The 18,699-nt window shown below is 55.8% G+C and carries 13 protein-coding genes and 1 pseudogene; 4 read left to right on the top strand and 10 right to left on the bottom strand.

What is annotated here, in order from left to right; translation table 11 throughout:
• Positions 1 to 201 precede the first annotated feature (201 nt).
• Positions 202 to 690, bottom strand: a complete 489-nt coding sequence (locus tag J5M56_RS13855) for a hypothetical protein (protein ID WP_207937153.1) — start codon at positions 688 to 690, stop codon at positions 202 to 204.
• A 272-nt stretch (positions 691 to 962) separates the two neighbouring features.
• Here J5M56_RS13855 and J5M56_RS13850 point away from each other — a divergent pair, with 272 nt between their 5' ends.
• From J5M56_RS13850 to J5M56_RS13840, 3 genes are all read left to right on the top strand, one after another.
• Positions 963 to 1,442 carry a helix-turn-helix transcriptional regulator gene (locus tag J5M56_RS13850; protein ID WP_207937152.1) on the top strand — a complete coding sequence of 160 codons (480 nt, stop codon included), beginning with the start codon at positions 963 to 965 and terminating at the stop codon, positions 1,440 to 1,442.
• A 64-nt stretch (positions 1,443 to 1,506) separates the two neighbouring features.
• The gene (locus tag J5M56_RS13845; RefSeq protein ID WP_207937151.1) at positions 1,507 to 1,872 is read left to right on the top strand and encodes a hypothetical protein; all 366 of its coding nucleotides are present in this window, start codon (positions 1,507 to 1,509) and stop codon (positions 1,870 to 1,872) included.
• Between the two features lie 329 nt (positions 1,873 to 2,201).
• Positions 2,202 to 5,597: a P-loop NTPase fold protein gene (locus J5M56_RS13840; protein ID WP_207937150.1), complete on the top strand. Its 3,396-nt coding sequence runs from the start codon at positions 2,202 to 2,204 to the stop codon at positions 5,595 to 5,597.
• A 131-nt stretch (positions 5,598 to 5,728) separates the two neighbouring features.
• On the opposite strand, the pseudogene serS reads toward J5M56_RS13840, so the two are convergent.
• The 4 genes and pseudogenes from serS to J5M56_RS13820 form a co-directional block, all read right to left on the bottom strand.
• A pseudogene (serS, locus tag J5M56_RS13835) lies at positions 5,729 to 7,003 on the bottom strand (serine--tRNA ligase).
• Positions 7,004 to 7,957: 954 nt separating this feature from the next.
• The gene (locus tag J5M56_RS13830; RefSeq protein ID WP_207937149.1) at positions 7,958 to 8,362 is read right to left on the bottom strand and encodes a hypothetical protein; all 405 of its coding nucleotides are present in this window, start codon (positions 8,360 to 8,362) and stop codon (positions 7,958 to 7,960) included.
• Between the two features lie 451 nt (positions 8,363 to 8,813).
• Positions 8,814 to 9,182, bottom strand: a complete 369-nt coding sequence (locus J5M56_RS13825) for a hypothetical protein (RefSeq protein ID WP_207937148.1) — start codon at positions 9,180 to 9,182, stop codon at positions 8,814 to 8,816.
• On the bottom strand, positions 9,182 to 9,907 hold the full coding sequence (locus tag J5M56_RS13820; protein ID WP_207937147.1) for a metallophosphoesterase family protein: 726 nt from the start codon (positions 9,905 to 9,907) through the stop codon (positions 9,182 to 9,184). The genes J5M56_RS13825 and J5M56_RS13820 overlap by 1 nt, the downstream gene beginning before the upstream one ends.
• Positions 9,908 to 10,147: 240 nt before the next feature.
• On the opposite strand from J5M56_RS13820, the gene J5M56_RS13815 reads away from it, so the two are divergent.
• The gene (locus J5M56_RS13815) at positions 10,148 to 10,531 is read left to right on the top strand and encodes a transcriptional regulator (protein ID WP_207937146.1); all 384 of its coding nucleotides are present in this window, start codon (positions 10,148 to 10,150) and stop codon (positions 10,529 to 10,531) included.
• Positions 10,532 to 10,902: 371 nt separating this feature from the next.
• Here J5M56_RS13815 and J5M56_RS13810 read toward each other — a convergent pair whose 3' ends face one another.
• From J5M56_RS13810 to J5M56_RS13790, 5 genes are all read right to left on the bottom strand, one after another.
• Positions 10,903 to 11,835, bottom strand: coding sequence for a DUF4365 domain-containing protein (locus J5M56_RS13810; RefSeq protein ID WP_207937145.1), 933 nt, complete (start codon positions 11,833 to 11,835; stop codon positions 10,903 to 10,905).
• 292 nt (positions 11,836 to 12,127) lie between these two features.
• Entirely contained in the window at positions 12,128 to 14,650 is a 2,523-nt protein-coding gene (gene hrpB / locus J5M56_RS13805) for an ATP-dependent helicase HrpB (RefSeq protein ID WP_207937144.1), read from the bottom strand.
• A gap of 57 nt (positions 14,651 to 14,707) precedes the next feature.
• The gene (locus J5M56_RS13800; protein WP_207937143.1) at positions 14,708 to 16,387 is read right to left on the bottom strand and encodes a hypothetical protein; all 1,680 of its coding nucleotides are present in this window, start codon (positions 16,385 to 16,387) and stop codon (positions 14,708 to 14,710) included.
• A 610-nt stretch (positions 16,388 to 16,997) separates the two neighbouring features.
• Positions 16,998 to 18,023: a serine/threonine-protein kinase gene (locus tag J5M56_RS13795; protein WP_207937142.1), complete on the bottom strand. Its 1,026-nt coding sequence runs from the start codon at positions 18,021 to 18,023 to the stop codon at positions 16,998 to 17,000.
• Positions 18,020 to 18,493, bottom strand: a complete 474-nt coding sequence (locus J5M56_RS13790) for a hypothetical protein (protein ID WP_207937141.1) — start codon at positions 18,491 to 18,493, stop codon at positions 18,020 to 18,022. Before J5M56_RS13790 ends, J5M56_RS13795 begins: the two co-directional genes overlap by 4 nt.
• Positions 18,494 to 18,699 lie beyond the last annotated feature (206 nt).

The following is an 18,699-nucleotide window of genomic DNA, read 5'->3' as shown; positions in this document are numbered from 1 at the left end:
CGCAAACCGAGGTTCAGAACGGCATTGTGAGCCGATCCGGCTCGCAGAGGGATATTCTAGTCCAGCTCGTCCCCAGCACACCGTCGAGCTGGCACGCTCATGAACTCGCTACGGTCGTGAAGTCTCGACGTCAAAACCCCCGGCCCAGCAGAAAAGGCCACGAGGTTTGGCGGGAAGGGGATGGCCTTCCCGCCATGAGGCTCAGCTGCTGAATCCATACTGATTCAGGTGGCCTCGCAAGTAGCTCTCCTTGAGCACGCGAGGGAACGACACCGTCAACTTCCAGATGATGTAGACGAAGCCTACGGGAACGACGATCCCGAAAAAGCCGCCCATCAACAACGCGATGAAGCTCAGAGGAAGGAACAGCAGCGCCAAGACAGCCGCTGACCAGCGCATCTTTTTGATCCACGTGGCGAAGCCATCCTGCTCGTAGATCTTCTCCCCAGCTGAGCTTTTGACAGCAAACAGGATCTGCCCCAGACGACCCAATTTGACGAAGTGGAAGTCGCCTTCAAGGCCTGGCCTGACATGCGATTCAACCAGGTGCCCTACTCCAACCTTTTTCACCAGCTGTGTGCTACCGTCCTTCTGCGTGATCCGCAGGTAGGTGTATTCGCTGCCATCCGGTTTATTGCTGGAAGGGCCGACCACGGCGAGCTTCCCACTTACAACGCTGATGTCCGACATTGCTGCACGTACTCCCTTTTCTCACCCTGGGCTAACACCAATGGCCACCACAGGTCGCTGGCCGTTGATGCCACGGCGGCTAGCTGATGCTCAGGATTCGATCTCTCATAGCCGGAGGACGAGCTGCTCATCCTTGCAGTGCATGGGCGAGCCTGCCGATCCCTGGCCGTTCAGAACGCTCAACCGATGGCTCTTTGCCACGGTATTTAGCACTATATTGCATAGTTCCGTGACAGGCAATGTGGCTCTATCCTCCCTTTTGGGAACTCCACATGCCACTCATACGCCCGTTGGCTGCAGTGCTGAGGCTCGTCCGGATCGCTCGTGGCTTGTCCCAGGAACAGCTTTCCGGAGCAGCTGAGGCTCGTCATACGCACAATTTGGAAAACGCTAAAGCGAGCGCCACCATCGACACCCTGGAGCTCGTTGCCCAACGGCTTGGGCACGATCCGGTGGCGTTGCTTGGCTACGCCTCGCGGATTGAGCGTGGTGAATCACTGGATCAATACTTGGCATATCTGAAGAACGAGATGCTGCGGATTGCCGAGCTCAATATCGACGCGCAGATCGACCAGCATTACAAAGATGGCGAAGTCATCACCCACAAACGGGGCCGGCGCACCAATCCCTCGAAGGTCGACGAGGTGCTTCAGGCCAAAGCAGCCGGCAAGACGAGGCAACAGATTGCCGATGAGCTCGGCATGCCCTGGTCGACGGTGAGCGACATCTGGAAAAAAGCCGATCAGAGCTGAGCCGCAACAGAACACTCAGATTTACGGTGAAAGCGCTGCTACCCAAAAACAACCAGGAGCCCGGATGCGGCAAGTTTTCATCAGCGATGACTCCGAGATGGAAGTTGACGAGCTACTCGACTTGATTCGTGCACACCGAATCGTCGTATTGAATTCCTTCATGCGCGTCCAAGCTCGCAATATGCAAAAAGCTGCCACTGAAGCGCGCAGCAAGGGGTTGGCTTCTGGCCCAGCGGTTCAGATGTTCGAGTTTGAGGTACTTGTCGACTCAATGCCTTGGAGCCTGCCGACATACATGTTTGCCGAGGACATCACACTCAGGCTTGAACAGTTGCACGCGCGTGTAGAGCGCGCGCTTCGTGTCTGGCTGGAGAGAGGCCAGTCGAACCATTTCCTCTACACCAACACCACGATCAACGATGAAGATTGAAGCTTCAACGTAAGCGTCCGGCCATCTCACCTTTCGAACTCGACTTTAGGCGTTGGTACCTGGGCGATGGACTTTACCCATCGAAAACGACCAAGTTAAGAGCCAGTTACGGCCCTTGCCGTTCGAACGCTCGAACTGGCAGCTTGTCGGCTCGCTGTAGAGCGCATGGCCGCTTGCCATCCATACAGGATACCACTATCTTGTGGTTATTAATCTGGCCACCACTACATATGGTGTTTCGGCTTGAGCGCACGTCGCTTTGTTGAATTCGCCTATGCCCAGTGTTTGAGCGCGCTCGCCCCTCTTCCGCGAGGGCAAAAGGGATTTCTATGCGATTGATTAATTTCCACACTGAGCATCCTGCAAGCCAGGATGTGTTTCCTGGTGGCAGCCACGACAAGGTGGCAAATGCAATGCATGGCCATCTGGTGAGCGATAAGCCTTCCAAAGTCGTGGGCCTTGACGGTGAGTTTGGCTCCGGCAAGAGCTCGATCCTGAACATGTTGAAGGGAAAGCTGACGGCTGCCGATCCCGATTTTCGGGTATGGTTTTTCGATTGCGAGCAAAATTACCAGGGGTCGACGAAGAGCAACTTCATCGAGCTTTTCACCAATGAGGTGCTCCAAGAAGTACCTCATGTGAGCAAAGACGCAGAGGCCCTGAAGGCTTCTCGGGATCGAGCACTGGGACGTTTGTTCGAATACAACAAACGGACGACAAGCCGGGTCAGTGCCTGGGCGCTGGCCCTCGTCGCCAGCCTGTTTTTTGCCGCGACTTCATTTCGAGAGCTTTTCGCGCTTTCGCGTAGCTCTCATGCTGCCATCACTGGCACGTCCCCCGAAGCAGCCGCACTCACCAACACTCTGAGCGATCCCTTTTGGTGGCTGATTGGTGTGCATCTCATTTCGTTCTTCAGCCCGATTTTGATCCTTGGTCTCGCTAAGTACTGCCACAGGAAGGTGGAAGTCGGTGGTCAGAAGTGGAGCCTTCTGAGCCTCTTCAAAGGCTCCAGCGATGATCATATCGAGGAAAAGATCCAGGTGGGCAAGGAGGTGACGCCTCTGGATCTGAAGCGGACGCTCCTTGAGCAGTTGAAGGTGGTCGAAGATAAGCGTTTCGTCATCATCCTGGACAACTTGGATCGCTTGCCCAAGGACAGTCTGCGTTCGGTTTGGAGTGACCTGGAGATATTCATCGCAGTAGCTGCGGAGGCCACGAACCTGACCGTCATTGTTCCGTTCTGCTCGACTAAGGTTGCGGAATACTTGAAGGCTGATGGTGACCGTCGGTACGACAGCAAGGACTTTATAGCGAAGAAATTCCCGGTCGTGTTCCGTTCGCCACCTGTCATCACCTCGGGGTGGAAAGACGGTTTTCGCCAATTGTGGAACCACACGTTCCCCGATAACGGTGGGAGCATCGTCGAGCAAAGCGCACAGTTGCTACAGCGCCACAGTCCCATGGCAAACAACCTAGTTACGCCACGGCTGCAGAAGAAATTCATTAACGATATCGCCACTACAGCCCTGGTTGTAGGCGAGGAAATCAGCCTTTTGGCCATCGCCGGTTATCTTTTGCTCTGCAAATATGCGGAACTCTCGCTGGGGGAGATCCTGCGTACTGATGGATTTTCGGCTACCTATCTGGAGGAGATAGAGAAAGCTCAAAAAGCCCAAATCGAACTCGCCAAGGACACCAAAGCCTTGCTGAGCACCACCCTTGGTGACTCCATGGAGACTGGTTGGCAAATCCAGTTTCTGCAGATTCATTACCTGACATCGGGCGACATCGCGATCGCTGAGCTTTTGGACTCGCCATTGGCAGAGGCATTCGCTAACAACGATCATGAGGACTTGGCCAGGCTCACTTCGCTGTTCGGCTTCTCTGACGCCATGAAGCGACTCATCGCTAAGCGGCCAGTGTTGGCCTCCCTGCTGCCAACCATTTCCCAAGCGCACCAAGCTGATCAAGGGAAATGGATTGCCCCCCTGATGGATCTGTTCAACACCGCGCAGTTGGAGCTCTTCAGTGAGTCGCACACCGGGTCTGAAGAATTTTACGAAGCTGTCCGCTACTGCAAGGCACACGGACTGGCTGGGCGCCTGCTTACAGGGCATGGCGATCGCTTGGAGTCCAACCTGATGAAAATGCTGAATTCCAGCTTCGATCAAGAGCAGCTGGAGCCGGCCTGGAATCTCATGGAGGAGTACGATCTCTATCTTCAAGCTCAAGGCTTGGAGTTCGAGGAGGTCGTTGTAAATCGGGCAGAGCATCTTATGCACTTGCTGCCCGATATGGCCCATCTGCGAGTGATCAAAGCCCAAGCGTTCAGCTTTGCGAGCTCAGGTCTACCTGAGGCGCACTTGCAACTGGTCAGTTGCCCAGACCATCCGCTTGATCGGGTGCCGTTACCCATCGAGGCGGTTGTCCCAGCCCTCGAATGGCTGTACGCAGATCGCAATTTTGGCGGCGGAGTCACCGGTGGCATTTCTGCTGCGGATGCCGCAATGCTTGCAAAGTTCGTTGGTGCTGCCGGCGAAGTCGAGAATGCGGTGGTAGGCCTGGCGTTCGCCACCAGCGTTGATCAGGTTATTGCCACCACCATCACCACGTTGCTTGCTAACAACGCAAGCCCCTTGATCAAGGCTGTCGCAGCAATTACCTACATTCGCCAAGCGGATGCGGAAGCCTTGGCTAGGCTGCAGGATCTGGACGGAATCATTGAGTCCCAGGTTTTCCGTGCGCTCGCGAATGCAACGCTAAAAACAGGTGCCCTGTTCGAACTGCTGCTCAATGAAGAGGTGGGCGACTCGATCAGTTGCTTCTTGGCTCACCTCATCAAAGAACGGCGAATCGGGACGCTAAATCACAGCTGGGTAGTAGCTAACTTCAGCGTCCTGACAAAAGCGGTAGAGCCTTTTGGGGTGCCTGTGCGTGATGTCGCCACCTGGCTGACTCCGTGGGACGAGTACGTAAAGAAAAACTGCCAGGACATTCTCAACGCGGACTGTCAGTTGATCAGCGTCATCATGGAGTCGGATGAGACGGTACTGCCGAAAGCGCGGCTGGGTATCGTCGAGCAGATTACCAGTGCAGAGCGTACGCGTGATGAGTGGGTTCAGATCATCTCTACGGGGGCTAGGCAGTATTTGGTAGTCATTGACGCCATAGTGCAGAAGCACATTTCCATTCCGACGATTGCTGCCGTCATCGACGCCCTGATCAACATATTCAGTTCTCTTGCCAACGGGTCGATGACTTCTCCGTGGGGAGCAAAACACTACGCTATCGTGGATACGCTGCTTAAGGCTCTAGACACCCAGCAACGGGATGTTGTCGGGATTCGCCTGAGGTCGCTGCTCTTCGCTGAATCTGTAGAGCCTGATGATTTCGTCGCACCGCTAGCAAAATATGGCCATCTGATTCCGGACGTCCAGCCATCGAATCCACAAGAGGTGCAGCGGATCGTCCTTTTCCTGGCTTACCTCAGCCGGGATCCTGAGGGGCTTCCAGCTCTGGCCAAGTTCTTTGATGCCAAGGCCGAGCAGATCGCTGCATTCAAGTATTCACCTGAACTCCGGAGCACGATGGGGGAGGCAGTGGCTAAGCTGTCCACGGTCACCCCGGCCCTGTACAAAAAATTCTCCGAGACCAGAGGTTTCAAGCGCCTGATCCAGTCCCTCAAGAGAGGCGCTCGCGATACTGAGTCTGAGCAAGAAAGCTGATGGGTCAATCGAAGAATTTGCTGACGCGGCTATGAACACAGCCGCGTCAGTGAGAGCGAGCAGCTATACATCCCTGCACAACGGGCTGATTCCGTCGCGCCTGCCCTGAAGCCGCCACCAAGTACAGATAATCAGACGGTCTCGCCCCCCATCATGGGCTGAAGCACAGCCGGTATGCGGATCCTACCGTCAACCTGCTGATGGTTCTCCAGGATCGCCTTCAGGAGTATGCCGACCGCCATGCCTGAGCTACTCACTGTGTGCACCAGCTTTGGCTGGCTGGTTGCCGAGGTACGCCAAGAGGCCAGCATCCGTCGAGCCAGGAAGTCACCCGCATTGCTGAAAGATCCGACGGTTCGATATCTGCCCATGCTCGGCATCCATACTTCCAGGTCATAGCTTTTCAAGGCACTGAAGCCCAGGTCACCTGTGCATACGACTCGAATGCGATATGGCAGTTCTAGGCCCTGCAGAGCGCGCTCACCGCAGGCCACCATCTCCTCCAAGGCCGACATGGAGGCCGATGGTTCCACGATATTCACCAGCGCGACTTCCTCGGCTTGATACTCCCTGAACGTCACACGCGTATCTCGGCCATACCTCCCCGCCTCGTTGCGAAAACACGGGGTGTGGGCCAGCAGCTTCAGTGGCAGCTGCTTAGCGTCGAGGATCTTACCGGCGACCAGGTTCATAAGCGCTACATCACCAGATGGGATGAGGTAACCGCTTGTTGTGCCGTTGCTCACCACCCTGAACAGGTCTTCTTCGAGCCTGGGGAGCAGGCCAGTGCACTGCAGGGCTGAACTCTGAACGACGCAGGGAACATAAGTCTCCTCATAGCCGTGCAGGCTGGTATGCATCTCAATCATGAACTGCGCCAGGGCACGGTGCAGACGAGCGATCGGGCCGCGCAACAACGAGAAATGTGCACCGGATAACGTTTAGGCGGCGTCAAGATCTAACCCGCAGCTTAGCGTAACCAGGGACACTGAATCCTTGATTTCAAAATCAAACTGACGAGGCATGCCCCAACGGCGTACCTCAACGTTATCATCTTGACCGCGCCCTACGGGCACAAGGTCATCCGGCAGGTTGGGGATGGTCAGCAAGAAATCAGTGAGTTCGGCCTGTATGGCATCCAGCTCGACTTTTCCTGCGGTGAGCTCATCGGTTGCACGCTCCCCGTGCGCCATGCGCAATGCATAGTCAGAGCTCTTGGCCATTATCGGGTCGATTGCCTTGAAGCGTACGTTGCGCTCCGCCTGGAGTTTCTCGTTACGTGTCTGCACCGCTTCGCAGCGCCCTTCCAATGATTCCATGTGCGCGACATCAAGGGTGAAGCCGCGAGTAGTCAGGCGATCCACCACACTGCGTAGTTGATCGCGTAACTGATGAGGGTCGAGCATAGGATGACCTTATGGCTGCGCATACCTGGTCAAAGACCACGGTGCCGTGAACTTGCTAAAGGCCGACGTCTTGGGCGAGGTATGCCTCCAGCAACGGCTCTGTCGCCATTGAGTGTTGGATCAGGTGAGTGTGTAAGTGCTGGCAAAGGTGCATTCGCAGGGGCAGACGTAGCTGAATGAAGCCCGATTCCCCCACCTCAGCGTGACAATGCGGGTGCGCGCGCAATGCCGCCGTGAGCACCTGAATGCCCCCGATTCCGACCTGCTGAGCATGCAACCGGGTCAATGCCGAGTAGCCCGGCCTTCGCTTATAGCTTCGCAGCGCCTTTATCAGCTGGGCTTGAAAATCATCGAGACAATACTGTTGCATCAGCCTCCAAACCTGCTGCTCCACCGCCAGATCCATAGCACTCCAAATCGCAGGCGTACCTGTCCCACTTCACTAACAGTAAACTTAACAAAAAGTTTGTTAATCAAATGGCTTTTTGGATTGCAAAAGCAAAGCAGCGGCCTTGCGGCCAAAGGGCGATTCCCCCATGCCACCCCTGCGGGGAGGCATCCAACATGACGTTTCTGACGATCACGAAGCAAAGCCAGAGCAAAAGCCAGAACGGCCAGCACTGCGTTTTTCAGGAGCTAAATGGTGGGTCTCCTGACGCTGCTTTTTCTGTTGTTCTCAAATATAACCACTCCGTTTTTTTTGCGAAATGACAGAGGCGCTCTGTCAAAGATGACTTGGATAGAAAAGAAATGTCTCTTCTAGACAAGAATTGCCCGCTCAGCGCCCAGCTTCACTCACGTCCCTACTCCGTCGCCGTCCTTCGAACGCGGGGCAATTTCTCCCCTCATGCTGGCCACGGGCGGAACTGATTTGCAGTGTCGACGGGCTATCGCATGGCGCCCTCAGGAAGCTACCTTGCCCACTTGCAATGGGGTTGCTGCCACCGACCATTTTCAGCTCAATCTGTCCAATGCCAACAGTGCTGGTACGCTCGCATGCTTACGCTGACCTGTGCCAGCCAAGAGATAAATCACGTCCGGCGTTTCAAATGACGCTGAATCATGGGAACGCTGGAACCCAGATCTAAGTGCACCCGATCGAGCACCATGGCAGCGACTGTCGAACAGAATCTCACGAGCGAACAACACCGTGGGCTGGAGCCCTTGGCCTCGCAGCGAATCCTCATCTTGGTCTGAGACCATGACATCCAGCAGCAGCCAATCCTTCACCACGCAGACTGCTTTTCCTGTTGAACGGGACATAGCCAATTCAATCAACGTTGCATCTGGCCCACTGTTTCCATGTATCCGTTCACCTGTCTGAAGCAACAGGTTTTTCACCAATACTGCATCTACCATTTCAACGTCCCAACACCCCTTACGCTCACCTTGTTGTGTCCTCACCTGTCGCGTCACCTGTGGCGTCTATCGGTTCTCCCAACTCCGCTCACAGTGTGTGCAATCCGTGCTGCGTCTTGCTTCTACGCCAAGCCATGACTCCACCTGATTCAGTGACGAGTGAAGCGCGGCCTCAAATCCTGCGCTAACCAGTCGCACACTACGTAGGTACTACCATTGAAGGTGCGAAAGAGGCTGTAGCACTCATGCTCCCATTGCCTTTCGATAGGCGATGTTCTGATCCAGGCCCCGTCAGGAAACCGACCCCTACCTCGCCATAGACCACCCCGACAAGACACTGCAGATGCTCGTCAAAAGCTGTCGCACTGAGGTATCCAGTAATTGGCAAGCCAACGTTTTGGTACGAGCACAAACGACGCTGATGGGCTCATCCACCCGGCTATCTGACATATCAGTGCACCTCAATAAATGGCCGCAGGGCACCGTTCTGGTAGTACCAATGGGCAATCACATACTGAGCCCCACTCTGAGTCATCACGACCTGATAGCCCTCCCTGTAAAACCTCTCCACCACAGGTGGTGTACGTACAGGCAACCCTTCAGGAAATTCCTGCCGAGGGTCGCAAAACATCAAGCCCGTCATCAGTGGGGGCCTCTCTAAGGCGCACATCAGAAACCCGTCGATATCGGCACAGGAGATGGCTGCCTTTGCCTTCTGGATCACTGTGGGGAGTCGGTTGAACCTCACGTCCGCCGAGGTCGCACCGAAGGTCTTGATCAAGTAGGTGGGGTAGATTCGGCCAGGCTTATCTGGGTTCATCACAGCTCGATCTCCAGGCTGGCATTGAATCCTGTTTGCTCACCGGGATAGCCTCTGGGATTGGACACGATGCGGCAGCGACCGAACCTCATGTCTACGGCACGATGCGTATGGCCGAATACCCACAGATCAGCCTTCTCAACCAGGTCGGGCCAGTGGTTCGTATAAGCTGCAGTCAGGTGATCCCGAGGCCCGTCTATGACGCTCATCACAGGTGCATGGTGCGTAATGACGACAGTTCGCCCATCGAAAGGCGTATCAAGCTCCCGAGCAAGCCAGGCACGGGAGGTCGCATTACGGGACATCAGATCTATCGGGCGCAGCCGACGATAGCAACGATCCGCGCGGATCATCTGGAAGTCGTTCATGCGAGCCGCTGCTACGCGCGTACCCACAGCGGGAGAGCCCGTGGATGAAAAGTCTGTCCAAGTGGTGGCCCCCAGAAATCGGGTGCCGTTCCAAACCCACGTCTCATTTTCTAACAGGCGGACACGCGGCCCTGCAGCTCCTCTCATTTTCTGAAGCGTTCGATCGATATGGCCACCGTAAAATTCGTGGTTACCGCAGACGTAAACGACTTGACCATTAAACGTCTCATTTGCCCACTGAATGCCACGCGCTTTTGTATGGATGTCACCGGCAAGCACGACCACATCAGCATCAACTTTAGGAGGGATGAATGGAGCGAATTCCTGATGCAAATCCGAATAGACCAACAATTTCATGACGCTCCCTCCAGAGCGAGCTAGCAGCCCCGGTCGACGAATAATCGATATATTGATAAGACCTGGCACCAGCGGCACAACTCTCACACGAGCAAAGACCGGCCACCAGTTCCGCTTTTGACTATACGACATTGAACGGAACTCGGCAAACGGGGCATACAGTCGTATTTTAGAGAATGGCCCCTAATGCTCAGGCATTCCCTCGCCGCTGCGTTGAGACATGTGCGCCGGCAACAGCAGGTGCTGCTGACCGATTTAGAAGAAGGCGTGACTGCCTCACATCTCAGCAGAGTGGAGCGCGCTGAACGTGGCGTCACGATTGAAAAGCTCGATGAGATTGCTCGGCAGCTAGGCGTCCATCCCCTCTCTCTGCTTGCTCTGGCTTACAGTGCCGAAGAGGCAACGCGTCCCAGCGATCTCTTGAAGCAGGTTTCGAAAGAGGTAACCGCCTTAGCCGGCGGGTCTGAGCCGCTGATCGTCGTCCAAGAAGAGGGTCACTCCCGAGTGGCGGCGGCGGCTAAACGCCGAGAGGATGTGCAACGTCTGAAGGATGAGGGGCTAACGAAGGCCGAGGTCGCCAGAGCCCTGGCCGTTTCCAAGCAGACAGTAGCCAGGCACTGGTAAACCGCTCCGAAAAGCGAGCGGGAAAAAGCACCTAAAAACCCATCCCAAATCAAGCCATTCGCGGCTGGCGATCCATACTGCTTCGACCTTCGCTGTGTTCGTTGTTGAGAGCTTGGCCGAAAGAAGCGGTCGGTCTCATCCCTGAGCCTGATAGGCGCTCCCCGAATGAATACCAGTAATCTGCAGGCCTCTCTCCTATCAGCGCCTGTTATCGTTCTCACTTGACAAAATTAGCGCAAGCCGTATCTTACAGGCGCGCTCCCCGGCTCTCGCGCGCGATCATACCTACACGCGCTTCTCAGGTATGTGTCTGATCTCAACGGCATTCATGTCGGTGAGTAGGATAGGATTGTGAAGAGGGGGGACGCGCACTATTTTTTCGATGTCTTCCTGTAAATGCTTTCCAGCTTGAGTTCCTGGCAGAGTTTCTGCCTAATCAAAGCTTTTTCCTTCCAGTTGTCCTCGTAAGTAATTTTCTCGTCGAGCCTTACATATACCACACAGTCACCTTTGTCTGAAAAGTGTACATTTCTGTATACTGCTAGAACCTTTCTGGAAACCGTTATTTTATTTCCATTCTGCACAGTTATCCCAGGTAGAGTCTGGATTTGGTGCGGGGTGTTTGCAAGTATATTTTGAGCATACGGCAAAGTTGTCAAGCTGTCTCGAATATGCGATTGAGGCCGTGTAATTCTGGTTAGGTGTCGCCATGCATAATTGCTGATGGATACCTTCCCAAGGCAGCAGGACACTACTCCTCGGATTTTGGAAAATCTTGGGCGAGACCATTCTCGGACTTGAGCAGTGGTAGCGAAGGTAGGGACGGTGAACCTTCCCATTCCACTGGCAGGCCGGCGCTGTTTATGAATTAGCCTCTCGATTTCAAATCTTGATGCCGGGGTCAGAATGTGATTTTCAGAAACCGATAGGGTTTCAATTGGCGTTTTCTTATCAATGAGCTTCCAGTAAATCTTGGTTCCGGGATCAAGGCGCACCCAAATCAAAATTACCGGCTGATTGGTGTCCTTCCACTTTCTCAAATGCTCCCGGTCGATGCCCTGTAAACGCCACCGATTTTTGGTTGGTGTCCAGCGCCCGAAGCTTGCACCAGTTTTGACTTGCACAGCCACTTGAGCGTGAGTTGGGCTAGGGAAGTCGACCGGATACTTAAGTTGGAGGTCGAGGGCGCCTATGCCTTCGCCACGCATGGTCTCCCGAAGAGCTTCACCGTTGAATATCAAGGACAAGATACTTGCAGCCAAGCTCTCTCCGGCGTTGCCTTGGTCGAACTTAAAGATGTTCATAAAACCTTCCGTGCAATAATTGTGTTGAGCTAATGGCCGATTTCGGATGCTTCCGTCGGAGCTCTCATCTGAAACCTTTCGCATGGCGCGTCTCGGCTGATGTCCATGCCATGTTGTTCAGCTTGAGGTCTGACCATGAGGCCACTCTGAAGCAGCAAGGACGATTAAAGTATCACCGGTCTTGCTGAAGAGCTTGAAGTGCCTCGTTATAGAGCATGTCTACCGCCAAGGAACGTGCCGAGTCTTTACTTCGAACAAGAGCAACTTCCATTTTGGGCAAATCCCCTCTCCCCTACGTCCCTCTTGGTTTCGCACGAGCAGTGGCTTCGGCCACCAATGGATTTTCGGGCCAGTAGTGCTTGGGGTATCTACCCTTAAGATCCTTCTTCACCTCCGTATAGGTGCTGCGCCAGAAGTTCGCGAGATCTTGGGTGACCTGCACAGGTCTGCGGGCCGGCGATAGGAGATGCAGAATCAAAGGCTGCTTTCCTTGAGCGATGCGTGGGGTTTCTGCCAGGCCAAACAGCTCCTGCAGCCGCACCGCGAGGATTGGGGGATGCTGCGAGTAGTCGATACGGATACTCGAGCCGGACGGCACCTGAATCGCCTGAGGCGCTTGGGCTTCCAGCTCCTGTGGAAGCGGCCAAGGCAGTAGGTTTCTGACTATCGACGACAGATCCAGCTGACTGAAGTGGCTGAGCCTCGTGACTTTGCCCAGGTACGGCGTGAGCCACTCTTCGAGCGTGTCGAGGAGGTTGGCATCACTGAGATCAGGCCATTTGCTCTCTGCCTGGCCATTCTGGATATCCAGCTGACGCAGCAGATCGACCCGTGCTTGCCACTGCCGCAGCTCAGGGTTCCAGGGCAGGAGCTCGATGCCCTTGCGCCTCACCAGGTTGACCAAGGCCAATGAACGGGATTGCTCATCAAGACTCGGCAGGGCTGTCGTCGACAAGATGAGCTGCCCAACCTTCAACTGCCGCTCAGCCTTCAGCGCCCCTTCCCTTTCGTCCCAATCGACCTCATCGACAGACCTGACTAGGTCAGCCAGCTCGTCATCGAACAGGGCCGGATCGAGGTCACTTGCCAGGTAGATCCGCTCCTCACGCTGGCCTGGCCGGCTACCCAGGTCGGCAACTACCAGCCAGTCATGCTTGGTGAGAGCATCGGGCTCTGAGAACACGGCAGCCCGACCGTTGGAGAGACGGTACTCGGATGCACTTGCACGCCTCTGGAGTCCAATTCGATCAGGGTAGGCGAACGCCAGTAGACACCCTACCCATCGTGGGTGATCAAGCGCGCTAACTGGGTTGGATGCCTTCCAACGCAGCAGGGAGCGGTACTGCCGAGCAGACTGCTTCACCCGCTGGAGGGAACCGCCATTTCGACGTGAATGTTGCTCGCCTGACAAGGCACTTAGCCTGGTGTGAAGGTCGGCACCTACTCCACGCAGGATGTCCTTCTCGCCGAGCAGCGCCGCGATGTTACACCCCAGATCATCCAGGCCCATCGCATTGCCCTTGATGAGCATGTGAGCGATTCGTGGATGCGCTGGAAGCTCGCACATGGCCGATCCGTGTGGTGTGAGCTGTCCAGCATCATCGAGTGCGCCCAGGCGCTTCAGCAGGTCTCTGGCTTGGGCGAAGGGAGCCGATGGAGGCTGGTCGAGCCAGGTCATCTCTTCCGGCTTCATTCCCCACCGGGCCAATTGGAGTGCCAAGGCTGCGAGATCAGCCTGCAGGATCTCAGGTGTGCTGTAGCCCGCCATTTGCTCATGCTGCGATTCCGACCACAGGCGATAGCAGACACCTGGCTCCAGTCGCCCTGCCCGACCCGCACGCTGGGTAGCGCTGGCCTTCGATATACGCTGCGTGTCGAGTCGAGTCATCCCGCTGCGAGGATCGAACTTCGGTACTCGCTCAAGACCACTGTCCACCACTACCCTGACGCCTTCAATGGTTAAGCTTGTCTCGGCGATGTTCGTGGCCAGTACGATCTTCCGGGAGCCATCGGGGGCTGGGTCTATCGCAGCACGCTGGGCATTCAGGTCGAGGTCGCCGTAAAGAGGGCATACGATCACGTCTGGACGGCTGCTCAGCTGCTCCTTAAGGGTCTCCGCCACTCGCCGAATCTCTGCCTGCCCAGGAAGGAAAACCAGAACGCTTCCCGACTGTTCGTTGATGGCGGCCAAGCAGGTGTCAGTGACCCTCGCATCGATTCGCTCGCCCGGCTGATACGGGCTACCCCAAACCGTCGAGACCGGATACATCCGCCCTTCGCTGGTGACCACAGGCGCATCATTCAGCACCTTTGAAAGACGAGCACCTTCAAGTGTTGCGGACATCAGGAGCAACTTCAGCGGGGGCTCATCACGCAGCAGTTCACGGCCACTCAGGCACAGAGCTAGTGCAAGGTCAGAGTCAAGGTTTCGCAAGTGGTACTCGTCGAAGATGACTACGCCCACACCATCCAGTGCAGGATCATCTTGTAGCCGGCGTGCCAGGATACCTTCGGTGACCACTTCGATCTGGGTTCGGGGGCCTACCTTACTTTCAAGGCGAATGCGGTAGCCCACGGTCTCACCAACCTTCTCGCCCAGCTCGCTCGCCATACGCTCCGCTGCCGCGCGTGCAGCAAGCCTGCGTGGTTCGAGCATGATGATGGTCTGGCCCTGAAGCCAGGACTCGTCGAGCAAGGCGAGCGGAACGCGGGTAGTTTTACCCGCACCTGGTGGTGCCTGAAGCACCACCTCATCTCGCTCATGAAGGGCTTTCAAAAGGGCCGGCAAGGCGGCCTGGATAGGCAACGAACTCATAGGGTCTCCCGAGAATCGACACGATTATATCGAATCGGAAGAGCCGGTTCGCTGCGCTCAGCCGTCCAGCTCAAGCGGCTGGTCAAGAACGCTTAGGTCTTCATGAACGATCCACGGATCCCCTGCCTGCAGTTGCATGGTTTCAGTGGAGCCCTCTGTCGTGTAGAACTCGGTCTTGGGTTGGCCGGGAGTGTCGAGATCGGTATACGCGATAAGCTCGATCCCGGTGTACAAGGTCTCGATTCGAGGCGGGGTAATCGCTTGTCCGAACAGCTCAAACGTCACGCTCTTTTTGTGAGCCAGCGTGATAACGAGTGGGAAGCCATCTGTCTTGATGCCCGCGAGATCGAATTTTTCCTGAGAGTCGAATTGCCCTTTGCTCAACAGACCAGGCTTGCGAGTGCTGAGGTATGGCCCATCGATCAGACCTGTGTACTTTCGAATGATTGAGTAGACGTCATGATCGAAATCCAGGTTCTTCAAGAAAATAGCCTCGCTACATTGCTCTGCTACCTTCCGCGCAAAACCCAGATACTCGATCAGCCAGCGCAGCCGGGCATGGTATTCCTCGTTGATCGGGCTCGTACTGGTGTCAAACGATGCTGCATTGTTGCCGACCTCGATCTCGACAACCAAGCGTCCCTTCCCCAAATAAGGTGCAGCCTTCGCGAGCCGTGGAAAGCGTGGTAGATCGAGGATATCTTTCCCACGCCAAGCCTCAGCATCAAAGGTCAGGTCGAAATTCGTAACAGTCCCGTCGTGCGCGCATGACGCCTTGACTGCAAAGAATCCGCCCAAGGCCTCACCTTCGAAAACGGTGCGCACGCTACCTGACGTGTAGTAGCAAGTGAACGTGTCGATCGATACCTCGTGGCCTTCAGGCGTTCGCACATAGAGGTTGGCAGTCAACTGTCGTTTCGGTGCGCCCATGGTCAGGACGCCCTGTCCTGACCGATGAATCTTTTGATGGATAGCCTCAAATAACTTGGAGCCTTCAAACATCACATGCGCGCCTGGGATCTCAAGCTGCCGACCTTCTTCAAATAGCGCCCTTTCGGCCTCGTAAAACCTTTCCAACTTGTCCAGATCCTGAAGGATCAGCTTCAGGGTGACATTTTCCTGCGCCGCGCTAATGAAGTGGTGGCAGTGGCCATCAACCCTGTCCACCTTGACGTTGAATCGTGGATCAAGGGCCTCCAAGGCAGTCTCGTAACCCGTCATCATCGTGTCTAAGGGCATATTGATGGGGTCGGTGGACATGTTCATCACGCGCTGGACAACCGAAACATTCCCTTCCTCAACCGCAGCCCTCACCTCCTGTTGGGTTAAGGTTTTCTGGTTGAGCAGGCTGTTTGAACGCGCCTCCGCTTTTTGCTTCCATTCCAGCAGCTTCTCAATGCTGTAGGCAGAGTCATCGGCATCGACCAGCCTCGAATGCGTCTGGCACATCCAGATGCCATTGTCCAAGTGGCGGCGCTCCTCCTTGGTTTGCTTGGCATCGTATCGAGGCCCACCAGGCGCAGCCGCTTTGATGTGGCACGCCACACCAATCCCCACCACCTTATCGCCCGTAAAAGCCGAACCGTGGGTATGAACATGGCAATCAGGGAACGAACAGACGTTACCTGCCCGATCACGCAGGCGCTGCACGGTTGCCTGAGTGAAGTCATGGCGTTTATGGGGTACCTCTCCCGCTGCACCGCCAGCCTTCTTACGCTTGGTCTTCCCTTCGCTCATACATGCCCCCGTAGTTACGTCACGGGATGATGCCGGGAAAATGCTCTGCTGCGAATGCTCTTGTGCCTTGGAGCGCTTGAACATGCCCGAGCGACTGCACCAGGCGTCTGTTGGCATGCGGAATTGCGGTTATCTGCTACACCTCATGGTGTGAAGCTACTTGATGCTTGGCAAACAGGATTTGCAAACAGGATTTGTAACGGCGCTTGCCTCATTAACTGTTCATGCATACAGTATAGATAGCAGGTGCTCAACGTGATTGACCTTTTGGCAATTACCGAGGCCAAACCAGAAGAACTCGTATAAGCTCTGCCGCCCACAAACACTCGTTCGTCCATGCCCGACATATGTCGCCTTCGCGACAGGTAGGATCCAAATGAGCAAGCGCCATCCCAACCTGAGGCTCACGTCGCCTCGATGCACATTCTGCGGAGCCGTATGGCACCCGGCAGAAGGCATCGATGCAGTCGCGACGTATTGCCCGAATTGCGCGGATCAGCGTCGGGCCGCTGCCCAAGCTCATTTCCAACTCAAACCATTGAGCGCTCCCGACTTTGTCGATGGGTATCTGCTGCCCCGGCGTTTGCGCTCAGCTGGCTGAGATTTCCGGCTACCCGAAGAAGGCTTCCAGCTCCCGATCAACCTGCCTGCGCCCGACGACACCTGGCGATTGGCCAAGAGTCATAATGCGCCCCGCTTCCAGTGGCTGGCTCCATGCTTTCCACTCATGGCGCCTATCTGAGTGCAGAATCCATTCGACGACCTTTACGCGCTTGGGCGCGGCCAGCTCCCAACGCACCACATCCGCAGTCACTGAGGTCTCCCATGATGGATCGATCGGCAGCCCAGATATCGCGTTCAGAACCTCACCGGTAGTGGCATACCGGGCCGATGGATCATCCGAGAGCATTTTGCGGATGACTCGCCGCCACGGCTTAGGAATGTGCGGCAACCAACGCAAGTGTTCCACGAATCCACCTTCGTGCACGATCTCTCCCGGCGCCTCATTCTGGAAGACGTACCAGGTCTCGCCGTGCAGCAGTCGGAACAAGGTCATGCCCAACGCCCAAATGTCGGTTTTGACACTAGTTCCTGCACCCTGCCAAACCTCATACGCAATGTGATCGCGATACCCTGCTGCGGAGCCATAGCCAAGAAGCAAGTCATCGGTGACGAGCCCGAAGTCACCCAGCTTCGCCAGGCCGGCCTGATCGAGCAGAATGTTTCCCGGCTTGATATCCCGATGCAGCATCCCTTTTCCATGCAAGGCATCGAGACCAATCAACACATCAGTCGCCACTTTATGTACGCGGGCCAAGGTCATAGGGCCTTGCTCGTACAGGGCCTGCAGCGAACCACCAGGGCAGTACGCCATCGTGAATCGGATGCTGTTGTCGAACTCCTCGATGCCGTATACCTGCACCACGTTGCGATGAGAGGCGGTTGAAAGGTGTTTGGCTTCAGCCAAAAAACCCTGCTTGGTGGCCAGCCACTTTGCGTCGTCATGCTCGGGCTGCCGAGACACAACCTTGACCGCTACATCCCCATGGACGCCACACTTTCCCAGGAAGACTTCTCCGAAGTGGCCGTTGCCCAGCTTCCTGATGATTTCCAGTTCAGGTACGACGCTGCTCATGGTCGGTTCCTATGGGCGACGACCAGCATGGCTGCATCTCGGCTTCCTTTGCGCAGCTTCGCCCCGTCGAGTTGTTGCTCCCAGAAAGCGTCGTCCTTGAGAACCTCGTCCACCTTGCGCTTATAGGTTCTGCTCATCCAGCTCTTTTCGAGTATGCGAGTCGCACAAGCCGAAGCTGCTGCACACATGATCACGCCCCGCAGTTCAGCACCGTCCAGGATTCCGCTGCCACCACCGCCCTGAGGCAGAGCGCTGGCCTTGATAACGACCTGGGTTATGCCGTTCTGCTGGATGTACCCGGTGCAGCGATGGAACAGCGTTTCATAGGCCTTCGCGCGATCGCCCCCTGCAAGCTTCCAGGTCTCGTCCCTGTTCAGGATGAGCGGAGCATCCCGGTCGTCCGGGATCGTCGTATCAACCACCGTCACATCACTTGCAGTGATGACCAGCCCTACGCAGCGTGACGCCATATACTTTTCCTTGTGGAGGCAATTAAATATCACCCAATGGTATTACAGCGTTCCGCCTCGTCAATCGCCCGTTTTGCGGTCGAAAGCTTAGCTTTTGGGTGCAAAAGCCCACGCTTATGCTCGGATTAGCCGGTAATTGGGAGGTCGCGGTCGGTCGGTCGGTCGGTCGGGCTGCTGATCGGTCGGTCGGTCGGTCGGGCGGACGG

This window comes from Pseudomonas sp. 51_B, from assembly GCF_017491595.1.
Classification (GTDB): Bacteria; Pseudomonadota; Gammaproteobacteria; order Pseudomonadales; family Pseudomonadaceae; genus Aquipseudomonas; species Aquipseudomonas promysalinigenes.
This window is presented reverse-complemented; position numbering and strand designations above follow the sequence as displayed.